This is a genomic window from Pigmentiphaga daeguensis, assembly GCF_039523035.1.
Taxonomy (GTDB): Bacteria; Pseudomonadota; Gammaproteobacteria; order Burkholderiales; family Burkholderiaceae_B; genus Pigmentiphaga; species Pigmentiphaga daeguensis.
Genome location: NZ_BAAAEN010000018.1, coordinates 38,719 through 52,765, shown reverse-complemented (window position 1 = coordinate 52,765; position 14,047 = coordinate 38,719). Strand labels below are relative to the sequence as shown.

The window sequence follows — 14,047 nt, the reverse complement described above, 5'->3', positions numbered from 1 at the left end:
GGCACGGCGGAGCAATCGATGAGCATCGAATTCGAAGGCATGGGCGATGGCGTGTTCGTCGTCACGCTGAATCGTCCCGAGCGGCTGAATGCGCTGGACGCCGCGCACAAGCAGGCGCTGGCGGACATATGGCGGCAGGCCGAGGCGCGTGACGAGGTCCGGGCCGTGGTGATGCGGGGGGCAGGCCCCCGGGCATTCTCGGCCGGCTCCGATTTCAAGGCGATGAAAGAGACCGGCGGCACCGTCGGCACCGACATCCTGGCCAACGCGATTCCGTCCGTGGGCGTGGAACTCACCAAGCCCGTGGTCGCCGCCCTGCATGGCTATGTCATCGGTTTTGGCCTGACGCTGGCCATCCATTGCGATCTGCGCATCGCCGGCCCGGACGCGCGCCTGTCCTTCCCCGAAGTCGAACACGGCATGCTATCCGGCATCAGCGACATCACGTTGCCCGGCCTGGTGGGCGAAGCGGCCGCGCTCGAGATCATGCTGACCGGCCGGGCCTACTCGGCCGAAGAAGCGCAGGCCATCCGCCTGGTGAACCGGGTCGCCGCCGATCCCTATGCCGAAGCCTTGGCGCTGGCGCGCAAGCTGGCAGGCAATTCCTTCCATGCCAATCGCCTGACCAAGCGGTTGGTGCTGGCCGAGCGCCGCGCCACCATCGCCCGGCATATGCAAGAGGTCGCCCAGGCCCGCCTGGACATCGCCGCGTCCAGCCGCCATGCATCCGTCCTCAATGCCGCCGGCGCGCAACCCCGAGCCCGCCTGGACTGAGCGGTGCAGGCGAGCGAAGCGGCGGCGCCCTCGGCCGGACCCGACTGGTATCTGCGCGCCATGGCCCGGCCGGCCGAATCATGCTGGGTCATGGCCGATGGCGCGCGCCTGCACTATCTGGCCTGGGGGCTCGAGCACACCCACAAGCCCGGCCTGTTGTTCGTGCATGGCTACCGCGCGCACGCCCGCTACTGGGATTTCATCGCCCCGTACTTCGCCGACGCCTTCCGGGTCGTGTCCATGGACTTGTCGGGCATGGGCGACAGCGGCCACCGTGCCGCCTACACCGCGCAGGGCTTCGCGGCCGACATCGGCGCCGTGATCGAGCATGCGGCGCTGGGGCCGGCGGTCGTGGTGGGGCATAGCTTCGGCGGCGCACGCGCCCTGCGCGCCGCCGCGGATTTTCCCGACCGGATCCGGCACGTCGTGGCGGTGGACAGCATCTGCCGCCTGGCCGACAGTCCACCCAGCCACGCCGCGCCGCCCAGGCGTCCCCGGCTCGAACCGTATCCGGACTTCGCCAGCGCGCGCGCCCGGTACCGGCTGACGCCGCCGCAACCCTGCGACAACGCGTTCCTGGTCGATCACGTCGCCCGCCATGCGCTCAGGCGGCAGCAGGGCGGCTGGCTGTGGAAATTCGATCCCCACCTGCCGCCGGGCCCGCACGAGGGAGACATGTCGGAACTGCTCGCCGGCCTGGAGATTCCCGTGGACTACGTGCGGGGGGAATTCAGCAGTGTCATCCGGCAGGAGGACGCCGAGCGCATCGTGGCGCATCTGCGGCATGGGCGTGGGCCCGTGGTCGTGCCACAGGCCCACCATTACCTGATGCTGGACCAGCCGATGGCGTTGATCGCCGTCCTGCGCGCGCTTTTTCAGGGCGGCAGGACGGCGGGTGCTACTCGACCGCCTTGACCATGTCCTCGACGACCTTCTTCGCGTCGCCGAACACCATCATGGTCTTGTCGAGATAGAACAGCTCGTTGTCCAGGCCCGCGTAGCCCGCCGCCATCGACCGCTTGTTGACGATGATGGTGCGTGCCTTGTAGGCCTCGAGGATGGGCATGCCCGCGATGGGGGACTTGGGATCGTTCTTCGCGGCGGGGTTCACCACGTCGTTCGCGCCCAGCACCAGCACCACGTCGACCTGGCCGAACTCGGAGTTGATGTCCTCCATTTCGAACACCTGGTCATACGGCACTTCGGCTTCCGCCAGCAGCACGTTCATGTGCCCCGGCATGCGGCCGGCCACCGGATGGATCGCGTACTTCACGTTCACGCCCTTCTCGGTCAGCTTGGTGGTGAGTTCCTTCAGCGCATGCTGTGCGCGCGCCACGGCCAGGCCGTAGCCCGGCACGATCACCACGGTCTCGGCGTTGGTCAGCATGAAGGAGGCATCGTCGGGGCTGCCCGACTTGACGCTGCGCTGCTGCTGTTCGCCCGCTGCGCCGGCCGCCGAGGCGTCGCCGCCGAAGCCGCCCAGGATCACGTTGAAGAACGACCGGTTCATCGCCTTGCACATGATGTAGGACAGGATCGCGCCCGACGAGCCCACCAGCGAGCCGGCGATGATCAGCATGGGGTTGTTGAGCGAGAAGCCGATGCCGGCCGCCGCCCACCCGGAGTAGCTGTTCAGCATCGACACCACGACGGGCATGTCGGCGCCGCCGATGGGGATGATGATGAGCACGCCCAGCACGAAGGCGATGGCCGTCATGATGACGAACGGGGTCCACTCCTGGGTGACCGCGAACCAGATGCCGCATCCGACCATGACGACGGCCAGCAGCAGGTTCAGCATGTGCTGGCCGGCGAACACCACCGGCGCGCCACGGAACACGCGCAGCTTGTAGCGCCCCGACAGCTTGCCGAAGGCGATGACCGATCCGGAGAAGGTGATCGCGCCCACGAAGGTGCCGATGAACAGCTCGATGCGGTTGCCGGTGGGAATGGGGATGCCCGGATCGGCAATGCCGAAGGCATGCGGCTCGGCCACCGCCGCGATGGCGATGAACACCGCGGCCAGGCCGATCATGCTGTGCATGAAGGCGACCAGCTCGGGCATCTTGGTCATTTCCACGCGCTTGGCCATGATGGTGCCGGCGGTGCCGCCCACCAGCAGGCCCAGCACGACCCAGCCCAGGCCGGCCAGGGGCTCGGCGGCGAGCTTGCCGATCAGGGCGGCGGTGGTCAGCACGGCGATGGCCATGCCGACCATGCCGAAGGTATTGCCCATGCGCGAGGTCGTGGGGTGCGACAGGCCCTTGAGCGCCTGGATGAAGCACACCGAGGCGATCAGGTAGAGCAGGGTGACGACGTTGAGCGATAGCATCAGCGGGCCTCCTGCTTGGCGGCGTCGGCCGGGGCGGCCTTGGGCTTCTTGCGGAACATCTCGAGCATGCGCCGCGTGACCAGGAAGCCGCCGAACACGTTGACCGCGGCCAGCGCGACGGCCAGCACGCCCATGGTCTTGCCCAGGCCGGTGTCGGTCAGCGCCGCGGCCAGCATGGCGCCGACGATGATGATGGCGGAGATGGCGTTGGTGACGGCCATCAGCGGGGTGTGCAGGGCCGGCGTGACGTTCCAGACCACGTGGTAGCCCACGTAGATGGCCAGCACGAAGATGATGAGGTTGATGATGGTATGGTCGATGAGTTCCATTACTTGTTCCTCAGCACGCGGTTGGCGTCGCACACCATGCAGGCGGCAACGATCTCGTCTTCGCGCTGGATGGCGGGAGCGCCGTCCTGGGCGACCACCAGCTTCAGGAAGTCCAGCAGGTTGCGGGCATACAGGGCGGACGCGTCGGTCGCCACCTGCGCGGCGAGGTTGGTGTAGCCGACGATCTTCACGCCGTGCGCCTCGACCACCTGGTCGGGCCGGGACAGCGGGCAGTTGCCGCCGCGTTCCACCGCCAGGTCGACGATGACCGAGCCCGGCTTCATGCCGGCCACGGTTTCCTCGCTGACGAGCACGGGCGCGGGGCGGCCCGGGATCAGCGCGGTCGTGATGACGATGTCGGCCTGCTTGCAGCGTTCGGCCACCAGCGCCGCCTGGCGCGCCATCCATGCCGCCGGCATGGGCCGGGCGTAGCCGCCCACGCCCTGGGCGATCTCGCGTTCCTCGTCGGTCTCGTAGGGCACGTCGATGAACTTGGCGCCCAGCGATTCGATCTGTTCCTTGGCGGCGGGCCGCACGTCCGAGGCCTCGACCACCGCGCCCAGCCGCTTGGCGGTGGCGATGGCCTGCAGTCCCGCCACGCCGGCGCCCAGCACGACGACGCGCGCGGCCTTGACGGTGCCGGCGGCGGTCATCAGCATGGGCATGAAGCGGCCGTAGTGGTCGGCCGCGACGATGACCGCCTTGTAGCCCGCGATGTTGGCCTGCGAGGACAGCACGTCCAGGCTTTGCGCGCGCGTGATGCGCGGCGCGGCCTCGAGCGAGAAGCCGGTCACGCCGGTGGCGGCGAGTTTCTCCAGGCCTTCGGCGTCAAAGGGGTTCAGCATGCCCAGCAGGATCTGGCCCGCGCGCAGTTGCGCCAGCTCGGACTCCTGCGGCGCCTGGACTTTCAGCACCAGTTCGGCCTGCGCGTAGACCTGCGCGGCATCGGGCACCAGCGTGGCGCCCGCGGCGGCATAGGCTTCGTCGGGGAAGCTGGCCAGCCGTCCGGCGCCGGCCTGCACCAGTACCTGGTTGCCGCCTGCCGACATTTTCTTCACGGTTTCCGGCGTTGCGGCAACACGTGTCTCCCCCGGCCGGATTTCAGTCGGGACCCCAATCTTCATGAGATTCTCCTCGTTGCGTTGTGGCGGTCGAACGCAAGGGCGTTGCCGTCTTGCGCGGCCTGTGGCGATTCCCCTCGCGTCGCCCGGAGCATCCTAGCATGCCCGGTCAAATCGGCCGCGCCGGGCAGGGCCGGCAGCACCGGCCGGCGGCCGTCCCCAGGTTGACGGGTTGTATGATAACCGGGCAATATGTGTGCTTTGAACCTTCCCCGGTCACGCCTTCGCATGTCATCGACTCCCTTGCGCAGCAGCAACCTGGCCGAGCAGCTCAGCGAAGTGCTCGCCACGCAGATCGTGTCGGGCGAGCGCGAGGCCGGCAGCCGCCTGCCCACCGAAGAACGCCTGGCCGCCGATTTCGGCGTCAGCCGCACCGTGGTGCGCGAGGCCATCGCGCGCCTGAAGTCCGATGGCCTGGTCACGACGCGCCAGGGGCTGGGGGCCTTCGTCGCGGCCACACCAGCGGGCCGGCCGTTCCGCATCGGCGGCGAGCGGCAAGAGGCGAACGCCGTCGTGCAGCAGGTGTTCGAGCTGCGGATAGGCGTGGAGACCGAGGCCGCCGCCCTGGCAGCCGCCCGCGCGACCCCGGCGCAGGTCAAGGAGATCCGCCAGGCGTTGAAAGTCCTGAACCAGGCCAGCCTGCGCGGCGGCGACGGGGTCGAGGAAGACATCCTGTTCCACCGGGCCATCGCGCGCGCCGCCAACAACCCGGTCTACGACGATTTCTTCGAGTTCCTGGAACGCCATACCCGCAACCAGCTTTCCATCAGCCGCCGCAATTGCGAGCTGGCCGGCTGGCTGACCGACATCACGATGGAACACGAAGCCATCTACGAGGCCATCGCCGCGCACGACCCCGCAGCCGCCCGGCAGGCCGCCCATGCCCACATGAGCAACGCGATGGCCCGCCTGCAACGCATCCAAGCCCACTGAGGATGGAGCCCACCCCTACGCGCTTGCGCGCGCCCCTCGAGGGGCGGCACTGGCGGCCCGGCGGAGCCGGATCCGCTGTGCCCTGGAGGGGTTGCCGTTTCATCGACCAACGTGGCGCCCAGCCCCATGAATGATCAACCCCCCGTAAGAAGGAAGAGAGACATGTCCGCACCTCCCCGCCTGCAAGGCCTGCTTGCCCCGGTCGTCACGCCGTTCCAGCCCGACATGCTGCCCGATGCCGACCGCTTCGCCCGCCATTGCCAGTGGCTGCTCGACAGCGGCTGCGCCGGCCTGGCCATCTTCGGCACCAACAGCGAGGCCAACTCGCTGTCGGCCACCGAGAAGATCGAATTGATGGGCAGGCTCGTCGCCGACGGCATCCCCGGCGCCAAGCTGATGCCGGGCACCGGCGCCTGCTCGGTGCCCGAGGCCTCGCAACTGACCGCCGCCGCCGTCAAGCACGGCGCGGCCGGCGTGTTGATGCTGCCGCCGTTCTTCTACAAGAGCGTGCCCGACGAGGGCCTGTTCCGCTACTACAGCCAGGTCATCGAGAACGTCGGCGACTCGGCGCTGCGCGTCTACCTGTATCACATCCCGCCCGTGTCGCAGGTGCCGATCTCGCTGCCGCTGATCGAGCGCCTGATCAAGGCCTATCCCGACACCGTCGTGGGCCTGAAGGACTCGTCCGGCGACTGGAACTACTCCAAGTCCGTCATCGACGCCTTCGCCTCGACCGGCTTCGACGTCTTCCCCGCCAGCGAAACACTGCTGCTGCGCGGCCTGCGCGCGGGCGGCAAGGGCTGCATCACGGCCACCGGCAACATCAACCCGGGTCCCATCAGCCAGCTCTACGCCAACTGGCAGGGTCCCGACGCCGAAGCGCTGCAGCAGAAGGTCACCCAGACTCGCGAACTGGTGCAGAAGTATTCGATGATCCCGGCGCTGAAGGCGATCATCTCTTATTTCGCGCAAGACCAGGCCTGGCGCGCCGTGCGGCCGCCGTTGACCGAGCTGCCGGGGGAGCAAGAGGCGGAGCTGATCGGCAAGCTGGAGGAACTGGGCTTCGACATGCCGGGGTTGAGGTAGCCCCTTGCGCCGCCCCCTTCAGCGGGCGCCCGAAGGGCAAGAGGGGAGGGCAATGATTCCGCCGCCCAGGCAGACTTCGCCATCGTAGAGGACGGCGGACTGGCCCGGGGTGACGGCCCACTGCGCTTCGGGGAAGCCCAGCTCGAAGGCTTCGCCCTGGGCGTGCTGCAGCGTGCAGGCGGCGTCGGGTTGGCGGTAACGGGTCTTGGCGCCGTAGGTGCCGGGGGCGGGGGGCTCGCCGGCGATCCAGGAGGCTTGCTGGGCTTGCAAGGCGTGGCTCAGCAGCCAGGGATGGTCGTGGCCCTGCACCACGTATAGCGTGTTGGACGCCAGGTCCTTCTTCGCCACGTACCAGGCGTCCGCGGTGCCGTCCTCCTGCTGGCGGCCCTTCACGCCGCCTATGCCCAGGCCCTTGCGCTGGCCCAGCGTGTAGAACGACAGCCCGACGTGCCGGCCCACGCGCTGGCCTTCGGACGTCAGGATGGGGCCGGGCTGGGTGGGCAGGTAGCGGTTCAGGAACTCGCGGAACGGGCGTTCGCCAATGAAGCAGATGCCGGTGGAGTCCTTCTTGGCGGCATTGGACAGGCCAAGCTCATGAGCGATGCGCCGCACCTCGGTCTTGCGGATCTCGCCCAGCGGGAACACCGTGCGCGACAGTTGTTCCTGGTTCAGCCGGTGCAGGAAATAGCTCTGGTCCTTGGTGCCGTCCAGGGCCTTGAGCAATTGATGGCGGCCCGCCTGCGGTCCCGACTCGACGCGGCGCACGCGCGCGTAGTGGCCGGTGGCGATGTGTTCGGCGCCCATGCGCATGGCATGGTCCAGGAAGGCCTTGAACTTGATCTCGGCGTTGCACAGCACGTCGGGGTTGGGCGTGCGGCCGGCCGAATATTCGCGCAGGAATTCCGCGAACACGCGGTCCTTGTATTCGGCGGCGAAGTTCACCGCCTCGATGTCGATGCCGATCACGTCGGCCACGCTGGCGGCGTCCAGCCAGTCCTGGCGGGTCGAGCAGTACTCGGAATCGTCGTCGTCCTCCCAGTTCTTCATGAAGAGGCCGACCACCTCGTAGCCCTGCTGTTTCAGCAGCCAGGCGCTGACCGACGAATCCACGCCGCCGGACATGCCCACTACGATGCGTCCCTTACTGCTTGCCATGATGCGTATCCACGATTGCCGTATGTGTGTAGAGCGCGTCCAGCGCCAGCCACGGCCGGCCCGACGCCCGCGCGCGCAGATAGTCGTCCACGCAGCGCATGACCAGCGGACTGCGGTGCTCGGCCTGCCGGGCGCGCAGTTCGTCGGCGGAGATCCAGAACGCGCGGCGTATGCCTTCGTCCAGGGCGCGGCCGGGAATCGGCTGGCCTGCCTCGCCCACGAAGGCGAAGCGCAGGAAAGTCGGCGCATCGGCGGCTTCGGGGCGCCACAGGTACGTGCCCAGCCATCCCGACGGTACGAAGGGATGCGCGGTCTCTTCCAGGGTTTCGCGCCTGACGGCGCACTCGAGCGACTCGCCGGCTTCGAGGTGGCCGGCCGGCTGGTTCAGCCTGACGCCGTCGCCGGTGTCTTCCTCGATGACCAGAAACTTGCCGTCGCGCTCGATCACGGCGGCGACGGTGACTCGGGGCGTCCAGACCATGGAGGGTACTCGTTCGGATCCATGGGGGATTTTATCAAAGGGGGGCGCCGGCGCGGCCGGCTATCCCTCGAAGGCCTCGGGGTCATCCAGCACGATGCGCGCGGTCTTCTGGTAGTGCTCGGTCAGCAGCGCCACGGCCCGGTCGGCGTCGCCCGCCGTGATGGCTTCCATCAGGGCTTCATGTTCGGCCTGGATCGGACGGTCGGGGAAGATCTTCTGCACCGACAACTGGCGATAGCGGTACAACTGGTCCGCCAACTGTTCGCAGAAGCCGATCAGCCAGCGCGACCCGCACCCGCCTATCAGCGCCCGGTGGAAGGCCCGGTGGCGCTGTTCCCATTCCGCGTTGGCCTCGAAGCGGTCGTCCCGCAGGGAGCGTGGCGTCTTGGACAGGCGATGGAAGGCCAGGACCAGGTCCTCTTCCCATTGCGCGGAGCCCGACGCCATGGACTTGCGCAGGGCAATCTCTTCCAGCCAGCAGCGGGTATTGGTGATCTCCACCAGGTCGGCGGGGCTGACCGCCGCCACGGCGAAGCCGCGCTGGTCGCGCTGCTCCACCAGGCCGTCGGCGGTCAGCCGGTTCAGCGCCTCGCGCACGGGGGTCTGGCCGGCGCCGTAGTGATGGCTCAGGAATTCGATCTGCAGCTTGCGCCCGGGCGGCAGCAACCGGCCCGCCAGCAGATCGGCGCGCATGCGGTCGTACAGCGAGGTGGCCAGGGTGGCGGCGGGGGCGCCGGGATCGGCCGGTGGGGCGGGGGTCTTAGCCACGAGAACTCCATGAAGCCCGTTGCGGGGCGGCCGTGCGTGGGTGCCGGCCGGTGGATTTTATATGAAAGTGTATAAAACCCCGTCTTGGAAGAAAATATGTATAAAAAATTGCGTTCCAAGAAAATGTATATAAAATGGCGAAGCCGAAGGAATGACCGCCCCGCGGGGCAGGCGTCTTTGCGCGTGCAGGCACGCGCGTTTTCACCCCACTATCGGAGTTAGAGATGAAATTCGTGAGTTTCCGCAAAGATGGCGCCGTGCGCCTGGGCGTGCTGGCCGATGACGGCATCATCGACCTGAACCAGGCCCAGCCGCAGGTCCCGGCGGACCTGGGTGCCGCGCTGCAGGCCGGCGTCGACCTCCAGGCCGCTGCCAAGGCCGCCATCGCGTCGTCGGCTCCGCGCCTGCCGGCCGACTCGATCGCCTACGCGCCCGTGGTGCCCCGCCCCGGCAAGATCATCTGCCTGGGCCTGAACTATTTCGACCACGCCAAGGAAGGCGGCCGCGACAAGCCCGAATACCCCTGGTTCTTCTTCCGCGGCGCCACCTCGCTGCTGGCCCACGGCGAACCCACGGTGCGTCCGCGCGTGTCCGACAAGTTCGACTACGAGGCCGAGCTGGCCGTGGTGATCGGCAAGGCCGGCCGCCACGTCAAGCGCGACCAGGCCATGGACCTCGTGTTCGGCTATGCCTGCTTCAACGACATCTCGGTGCGCGACTACCAGAAGCGCACGCCGCAGTGGACCATCGGCAAGAACTTCGACGCCACGGGCGCCTTCGGCCCGCACCTGGTCACCGCCGACGAGCTGCCTGCCGCCGCCAAGGGCTTGTCGATCAAGTGCCGCCTGAACGGCCAGGTCATGCAGGATGCCAACACCAGCGACATGATCTTCGACATCCCCGAGACCATCGAGCTGCTGACCGAAGTGCTGACCCTGGAGCCGGGCGACGTGATCGTCATGGGCACGCCCGCCGGCGTGGGCCAGGCACGCAATCCGCAGGTCTGGATGAAGCCGGGCGACGTGGTGGAGATCGAGATCGAGAAGGTCGGCCTGCTGCGCAACCCGGTCACGGCCGAAGCCTGATATCCGTCGCTGCCTTCCTGCCGGGCGGCCGGAAGGGGAGCGAGGGGTAGGCGGCCGCGGTCAGGAAGCGGCCTGGGTCTGGGGCAGCATGGCCTCGAAGGACTCGGCCTGGGCCATGGGCCAGTATTTCCGGTAGACCTCGTAGGGCGGCGTGCCGGCCAGCAGCTCGCCGCGCTTCAGGAAGGGAAAGAGGCTGGCCAGCAGCTTGACTTCGTTGCCCGATATCCGGCGCACGATGTGCTCGGCGCTCAGCTTGGATGGATGGTCCAGGCCCGCGGCCGACACCAGTTCGCTCAGGGCGCGCAGGGTGTTGCGGTGGAAGTTGTAGACCCGCTCGGCCTTGTCCGGCACCACCAGCGCCTGTTGCCGCAGCGGATCCTGCGTGGTGACGCCCGTGGGGCACCGGTCGGTATGGCAGGCCTGGGCCTGGATGCAACCCAGCGAGAACATGAAGCCCCGCGCGCTGTTGCACCAGTCGGCGCCCAGCGCCAGCGTGCGCGCGATGTCGAAGGCGGTGATGATCTTGCCCGAGGCGCCTATGCGTATCCGGTCGCGCAGGTTCACGCCGACCAGGGTGTTGTGGACCAGCAGGAGGCCGTCCTGCAGCGGCACGCCGACGTGGTCGGTGAATTCCACGGGCGCCGCGCCGGTTCCGCCTTCGGCGCCGTCCACCACGATGAAGTCGGGCGTGATGCCGGTTTGCAGCATGGCCTTGACGATGGCGAACCATTCCCAGGGATGGCCCACGCACAGCTTGAAGCCCACGGGCTTGCCGCCCGAGAGCCGGCGCAGGCGCGCCACGAATTGCATCAGGCCGATGGGCGTGGAGAAGGCGCCGTGGCGCGAGGGAGAATTACAGTCCACGCCCACCAGCACGCCCCGCGCCTCGGCGATCTCGGGCGTGACCTTGGCGCCCGGCAGGATGCCGCCATGGCCCGGCTTGGCGCCTTGTGACAGCTTGATTTCTATCATGCGCACCTGCGGCGAGGTGGCGTTGGCCACGAAGGCTTCCTCGCTGAAGCTGCCGTCCGCGTCGCGGCAGCCGAAGTAGCCGGAGCCGATGTTCCAGACCAGGTCGCCGCCCGGCGCGCGGTGGTAGCGGCTGATGCCGCCTTCGCCGGTGTCGTGCGCGAAATTGCCCTTGCGGGCGCCGGTGTTGAGCGCCGTCACCGCGTTGGCGGACAGCGCGCCGAAGCTCATGGCCGAGATGTTGAAGATCGAGGCGCTGTAGGGCTGGGTACAGTCCGGTCCGCCCACCGCCACGCGGAAATCGAAGTTCTCGATGTGCACCGGGGCCATCGAGTGGTTGATCCATTCGTAGCGGCGTTCGTACACGTCTTCCTGGGTGCCGAACGGGCGCTTGTCGATGTCCTGCTTGGCGCGCTGGTAGACGATGGAGCGCTGGTTGCGCGAGAACGGCGCGGCCTTGGTGTCGTCCTCGAAAAAGTACTGGCGCAGTTCGGGACGGATGAATTCGAACAGGAAACGCAGGTTGCCCAGGATGGGATAGTTGCGGCGGATGGCGTGCTTGCGCTGCAGGAGATCGACGATACCCAGCGCCAGCAGCGCCGCGAATATCAGCGCCGGGATGCCCCAGTCCGCGTCGTCCGCGGCCAGCAGGCCGAAGCCCGCGGTGCCCAGGACGGCCAGCCATAACGTGGTGTATCGGGGGGCAAACCAGGACATGCGAGACTCCTTGGGGCTGCAACGGAGTCAAGCATAGCAGCGCGGAGCGGACGGGCCGGGATCAGCCCCGGCGCGGATCGGTGTCGGCGAAGGAAGGGCGCTGCGCCAGTTTTTCGGCCAGGCGGGCCAGGTTCGGATGGCCGTCGCGCCAGTCGCGCTCGGGGTAGCGGAAGTCCAGGTAGCCCAGCGCGCAGCCCACCGCGACGTCGGCCAGCGTGTAGCTGTTGCCGGCACAGAAGGGCTTTTCGCCCAGGCCGGTTTCCATGGCATCCAAGGCGGCGTCGATCTTGCCCTGCTGGCGCGCGATCCAGCTCTCGCTGCGCAGCGCCTCGGGGCGCTGGGTATATTCGGCGCGGATCAGCACGGCGGCGTCCAGCAGGCCGTCGGCCAGGGCTTCCCAGCACTTGACCTCGGAGCGCTCGCGGCCCGAGGGGGGCAGCAGCCGGCAGACGGGCGTGATCGTATCCAGGTACTCGACGATGACGCGGGAATCGAAGACCGCGCCGCCGTCCTCCATGATCAGGCAGGGGACCTTGCCCAGCGGGTTGGAGTCCTGGATGCGGGTGTCCGCCGCCCACACGTTTTCCTGCTCGAACTGGTAGTCGAGTTTCTTGTCTGCCAGGACGATGCGGACTTTGCGGACGAAGGGGCTGGCCAACGAGCCGATAAGTTTCATAGAGCAAGAGCCGGGTGGTCCTAAAATCAGGGCCGGCCGGCGGGCATGGATGGGCCGCGGAGTATACCATCCGGACCCGTCCCCGGATATGCTGCGGTGCTACAATTTCTTTTTACTTTCAAGCGCTTATGAAGACTTCCGACCAGCTGACCCCCCTCAATGCATTGTCGCCGCTGGACGGCCGCTATGCCAGCCGCGGCGCGCTCCTGCGCCCGCTCTTGTCCGAAGCCGGCTTCATGCATCACCGGGTGCAGGTCGAGGTCGCGTGGCTGGTGGCGCTGTCCGACGCGGGACTGCCCGAATTGCAACCCTTCTCCGTTGCCGCGCGCCAGCGGCTGGCGGAACTGGTGGCGGAATTCTCCGAATCCGACGCCGCCCGCATCAAGGACATCGAGCGCACCACCAACCATGACGTGAAGGCGGTGGAGTACTGGCTCAAGGAAAAAGTGGCCGACAACGCCGAGCTGTCCGCCGCGGCCGAGTTCATCCACTTCGCGTGCACGTCGGAAGACATCAACAACACCTCGCACGCGCTGATGCTGCGCGCCGCGCGCGACCAGGCCCTCGTGCCGGCGCTGCGCAAGGCCTACGACAAGCTGGCGGCCCTGGCCGAACAGCATGCCGACCAGCCGCTGCTGTCGCGTACCCACGGCCAGCCCGCCAGTCCCACCACCATGGGCAAGGAATTCGCCAACATGGCGGCGCGCCTGGGCCGGGCCATCGCCGAGATCGAGCGCGTGGAGCCGCTGGCCAAGCTCAACGGCGCCACCGGCAACTTCAACGCCCACCTGTCCGCCTATCCCGAGATCGACTGGGAAGCCTTCAGCGCCAAGGTGCTCCAGGGCCTGGGCCTGACGCAGAACCGCCACACCATCCAGATCGAACCGCACGACTGGATGGCCGCGCTGTTCGACGCCGTGGCGCGGGCCAACGTGATCCTGCTCGACGTGAACCGCGACATCTGGGGCTACATCGCGCTGGGCTATTTCAAGCAGCGCCTGAAGGAAGGCGAGATCGGCTCGTCCACCATGCCGCACAAGGTCAACCCCATCGACTTCGAGAACTCCGAAGGCAACCTGGGGCTCGCCAACGCCACGCTGCGCCACCTGGCCGACAAGCTGCCCGTTTCCCGCTGGCAGCGCGACCTGACCGACTCCACCGTGCTGCGCAACCTGGGCGTGGCCTTCGGCTACTGCCTGGTGGCCTACGACGCCTGCGTGCGCGGGCTCGACAAGCTGGAGATCAACGGCGCGGCCATCGACGCCGACCTGGACGCCTGCTGGGAAGTGCTGGCCGAACCCGTGCAGACCGTCATGCGGCGCTATGGCTTGCCGCAGCCCTACGAGCAATTGAAGGCGCTGACCCGGGGCAAGGGCATCAGCGAAGAGGCGCTGCGCGAATTCATCCTGGGGCTGGACCTGCCCGACGAGCCCAAGGCCCGTTTGCTGGCGATGACCCCGCGCAACTACATCGGCCTGGCGGCCAAGCTCGCCCGCGAGCTGTCGTAGCCCGCCGGGATGTGGGCGCCGGCGCCCACATCCCGGGAACCCTGGCGCGCCGCGCGCATCGAACACGTTGGAATCGTTGTCCGACCGGTCTATCGTCCGGTAGACCCTCCCCC

Annotated in this window: 14 protein-coding genes; 6 read left to right on the top strand and 8 right to left on the bottom strand. The window is 67.9% G+C overall.

The features are described 5' to 3' along the window. Positions 1-18 precede the first annotated feature (18 nt). Together ABD104_RS20555 and ABD104_RS20550 are read left to right on the top strand one after the other, a co-directional pair. A complete protein-coding gene (locus tag ABD104_RS20555; protein WP_087837054.1) occupies positions 19-774 on the top strand; it encodes an enoyl-CoA hydratase/isomerase family protein in 756 nt (251 codons plus the stop codon). 3 nt (positions 775-777) lie between these two features. Continuing rightward, on the top strand, positions 778-1,689 hold the full coding sequence (locus ABD104_RS20550) for an alpha/beta fold hydrolase (RefSeq protein WP_343928115.1): 912 nt from the start codon (positions 778-780) through the stop codon (positions 1,687-1,689). Here ABD104_RS20550 and ABD104_RS20545 read toward each other — a convergent pair. The 3 genes from ABD104_RS20545 to ABD104_RS20535 are packed head-to-tail and all read right to left on the bottom strand — an operon-like array spanning position 1,673 to position 4,559. Then, positions 1,673-3,106, bottom strand: a complete 1,434-nt coding sequence (locus ABD104_RS20545) for an NAD(P)(+) transhydrogenase (Re/Si-specific) subunit beta (RefSeq protein WP_343928114.1) — start codon at positions 3,104-3,106, stop codon at positions 1,673-1,675. The genes ABD104_RS20550 and ABD104_RS20545 overlap by 17 nt on opposite strands. Beyond that, the gene (locus ABD104_RS20540; protein ID WP_124688255.1) at positions 3,106-3,435 is read right to left on the bottom strand and encodes an NAD(P) transhydrogenase subunit alpha part 2; all 330 of its coding nucleotides are present in this window, start codon (positions 3,433-3,435) and stop codon (positions 3,106-3,108) included. The genes ABD104_RS20545 and ABD104_RS20540 overlap by 1 nt, the downstream gene beginning before the upstream one ends. Then, entirely contained in the window at positions 3,435-4,559 is a 1,125-nt protein-coding gene (locus tag ABD104_RS20535; protein ID WP_343928113.1) for a Re/Si-specific NAD(P)(+) transhydrogenase subunit alpha, read from the bottom strand. Before ABD104_RS20535 ends, ABD104_RS20540 begins: the two co-directional genes overlap by 1 nt. Positions 4,560-4,784: 225 nt before the next feature. Here ABD104_RS20535 and ABD104_RS20530 point away from each other — a divergent pair, with 225 nt between their 5' ends. After that, positions 4,785-5,489 (top strand): FadR/GntR family transcriptional regulator, encoded by a 705-nt coding sequence (locus ABD104_RS20530; RefSeq protein WP_165963050.1) that lies wholly within the window; start codon positions 4,785-4,787, stop codon positions 5,487-5,489. Positions 5,490-5,651: 162 nt separating this feature from the next. Next, positions 5,652-6,575: a dihydrodipicolinate synthase family protein gene (locus ABD104_RS20525; protein ID WP_087837049.1), complete on the top strand. Its 924-nt coding sequence runs from the start codon at positions 5,652-5,654 to the stop codon at positions 6,573-6,575. 18 nt (positions 6,576-6,593) lie between these two features. Here ABD104_RS20525 and mnmA read toward each other — a convergent pair whose 3' ends face one another. From mnmA to ABD104_RS20510, 3 genes are read right to left on the bottom strand one after another with little or no spacing between them, the layout of a single operon-like run. Continuing rightward, positions 6,594-7,730 (bottom strand): tRNA 2-thiouridine(34) synthase MnmA, encoded by a 1,137-nt coding sequence (mnmA, locus tag ABD104_RS20520; protein WP_087837048.1) that lies wholly within the window; start codon positions 7,728-7,730, stop codon positions 6,594-6,596. Continuing rightward, positions 7,717-8,211, bottom strand: coding sequence for an NUDIX hydrolase (locus ABD104_RS20515; RefSeq protein ID WP_087837047.1), 495 nt, complete (start codon positions 8,209-8,211; stop codon positions 7,717-7,719). The genes mnmA and ABD104_RS20515 overlap by 14 nt, the downstream gene beginning before the upstream one ends. A 60-nt stretch (positions 8,212-8,271) precedes the next feature. Then, entirely contained in the window at positions 8,272-8,979 is a 708-nt protein-coding gene (locus ABD104_RS20510) for a GntR family transcriptional regulator (RefSeq protein ID WP_343928112.1), read from the bottom strand. Between the two features lie 224 nt (positions 8,980-9,203). Between ABD104_RS20510 and ABD104_RS20505 the strand changes: the two genes are divergently transcribed. Further along, positions 9,204-10,064: a fumarylacetoacetate hydrolase family protein gene (locus tag ABD104_RS20505; protein WP_087837046.1), complete on the top strand. Its 861-nt coding sequence runs from the start codon at positions 9,204-9,206 to the stop codon at positions 10,062-10,064. A 60-nt stretch (positions 10,065-10,124) separates the two neighbouring features. Here ABD104_RS20505 and ABD104_RS20500 read toward each other — a convergent pair whose 3' ends face one another. Beyond that, a complete protein-coding gene (locus tag ABD104_RS20500) occupies positions 10,125-11,750 on the bottom strand; it encodes an FMN-binding glutamate synthase family protein (protein ID WP_343928111.1) in 1,626 nt (541 codons plus the stop codon). 61 nt (positions 11,751-11,811) lie between these two features. Further along, positions 11,812-12,426 (bottom strand): glutathione S-transferase C-terminal domain-containing protein, encoded by a 615-nt coding sequence (locus tag ABD104_RS20495; protein ID WP_087837044.1) that lies wholly within the window; start codon positions 12,424-12,426, stop codon positions 11,812-11,814. A gap of 128 nt (positions 12,427-12,554) precedes the next feature. Between ABD104_RS20495 and purB the strand changes: the two genes are divergently transcribed. Next, a complete protein-coding gene (gene purB, locus ABD104_RS20490; RefSeq protein WP_087837043.1) occupies positions 12,555-13,934 on the top strand; it encodes an adenylosuccinate lyase in 1,380 nt (459 codons plus the stop codon). Positions 13,935-14,047: the final 113 nt, after the last annotated feature.

Excerpts from the sequence above, each read along its gene's own strand:
- purB (WP_087837043.1), top strand. The coding sequence starts at position 12,555 with ATGAAGACTTCCGACCAGCTGACCCCCCTCAATGCATTGTCGCCGCTG.
- ABD104_RS20495 (WP_087837044.1), bottom strand. The coding sequence starts at position 12,426 with ATGAAACTTATCGGCTCGTTGGCCAGCCCCTTCGTCCGCAAAGTCCGC.
- mnmA (WP_087837048.1), bottom strand. The coding sequence starts at position 7,730 with ATGGCAAGCAGTAAGGGACGCATCGTAGTGGGCATGTCCGGCGGCGTG.
- ABD104_RS20500 (WP_343928111.1), bottom strand. The coding sequence starts at position 11,750 with ATGTCCTGGTTTGCCCCCCGATACACCACGTTATGGCTGGCCGTCCTG.
- ABD104_RS20545 (WP_343928114.1), bottom strand. The coding sequence starts at position 3,106 with ATGCTATCGCTCAACGTCGTCACCCTGCTCTACCTGATCGCCTCGGTG.
- ABD104_RS20530 (WP_165963050.1), top strand. The coding sequence starts at position 4,785 with ATGTCATCGACTCCCTTGCGCAGCAGCAACCTGGCCGAGCAGCTCAGC.
- ABD104_RS20540 (WP_124688255.1), bottom strand. The coding sequence starts at position 3,435 with ATGGAACTCATCGACCATACCATCATCAACCTCATCATCTTCGTGCTG.
- ABD104_RS20515 (WP_087837047.1), bottom strand. The coding sequence starts at position 8,211 with ATGGTCTGGACGCCCCGAGTCACCGTCGCCGCCGTGATCGAGCGCGAC.
- ABD104_RS20555 (WP_087837054.1), top strand. The coding sequence starts at position 19 with ATGAGCATCGAATTCGAAGGCATGGGCGATGGCGTGTTCGTCGTCACG.
- ABD104_RS20525 (WP_087837049.1), top strand. The coding sequence starts at position 5,652 with ATGTCCGCACCTCCCCGCCTGCAAGGCCTGCTTGCCCCGGTCGTCACG.
- ABD104_RS20535 (WP_343928113.1), bottom strand. The coding sequence starts at position 4,559 with ATGAAGATTGGGGTCCCGACTGAAATCCGGCCGGGGGAGACACGTGTT.
- ABD104_RS20505 (WP_087837046.1), top strand. The coding sequence starts at position 9,204 with ATGAAATTCGTGAGTTTCCGCAAAGATGGCGCCGTGCGCCTGGGCGTG.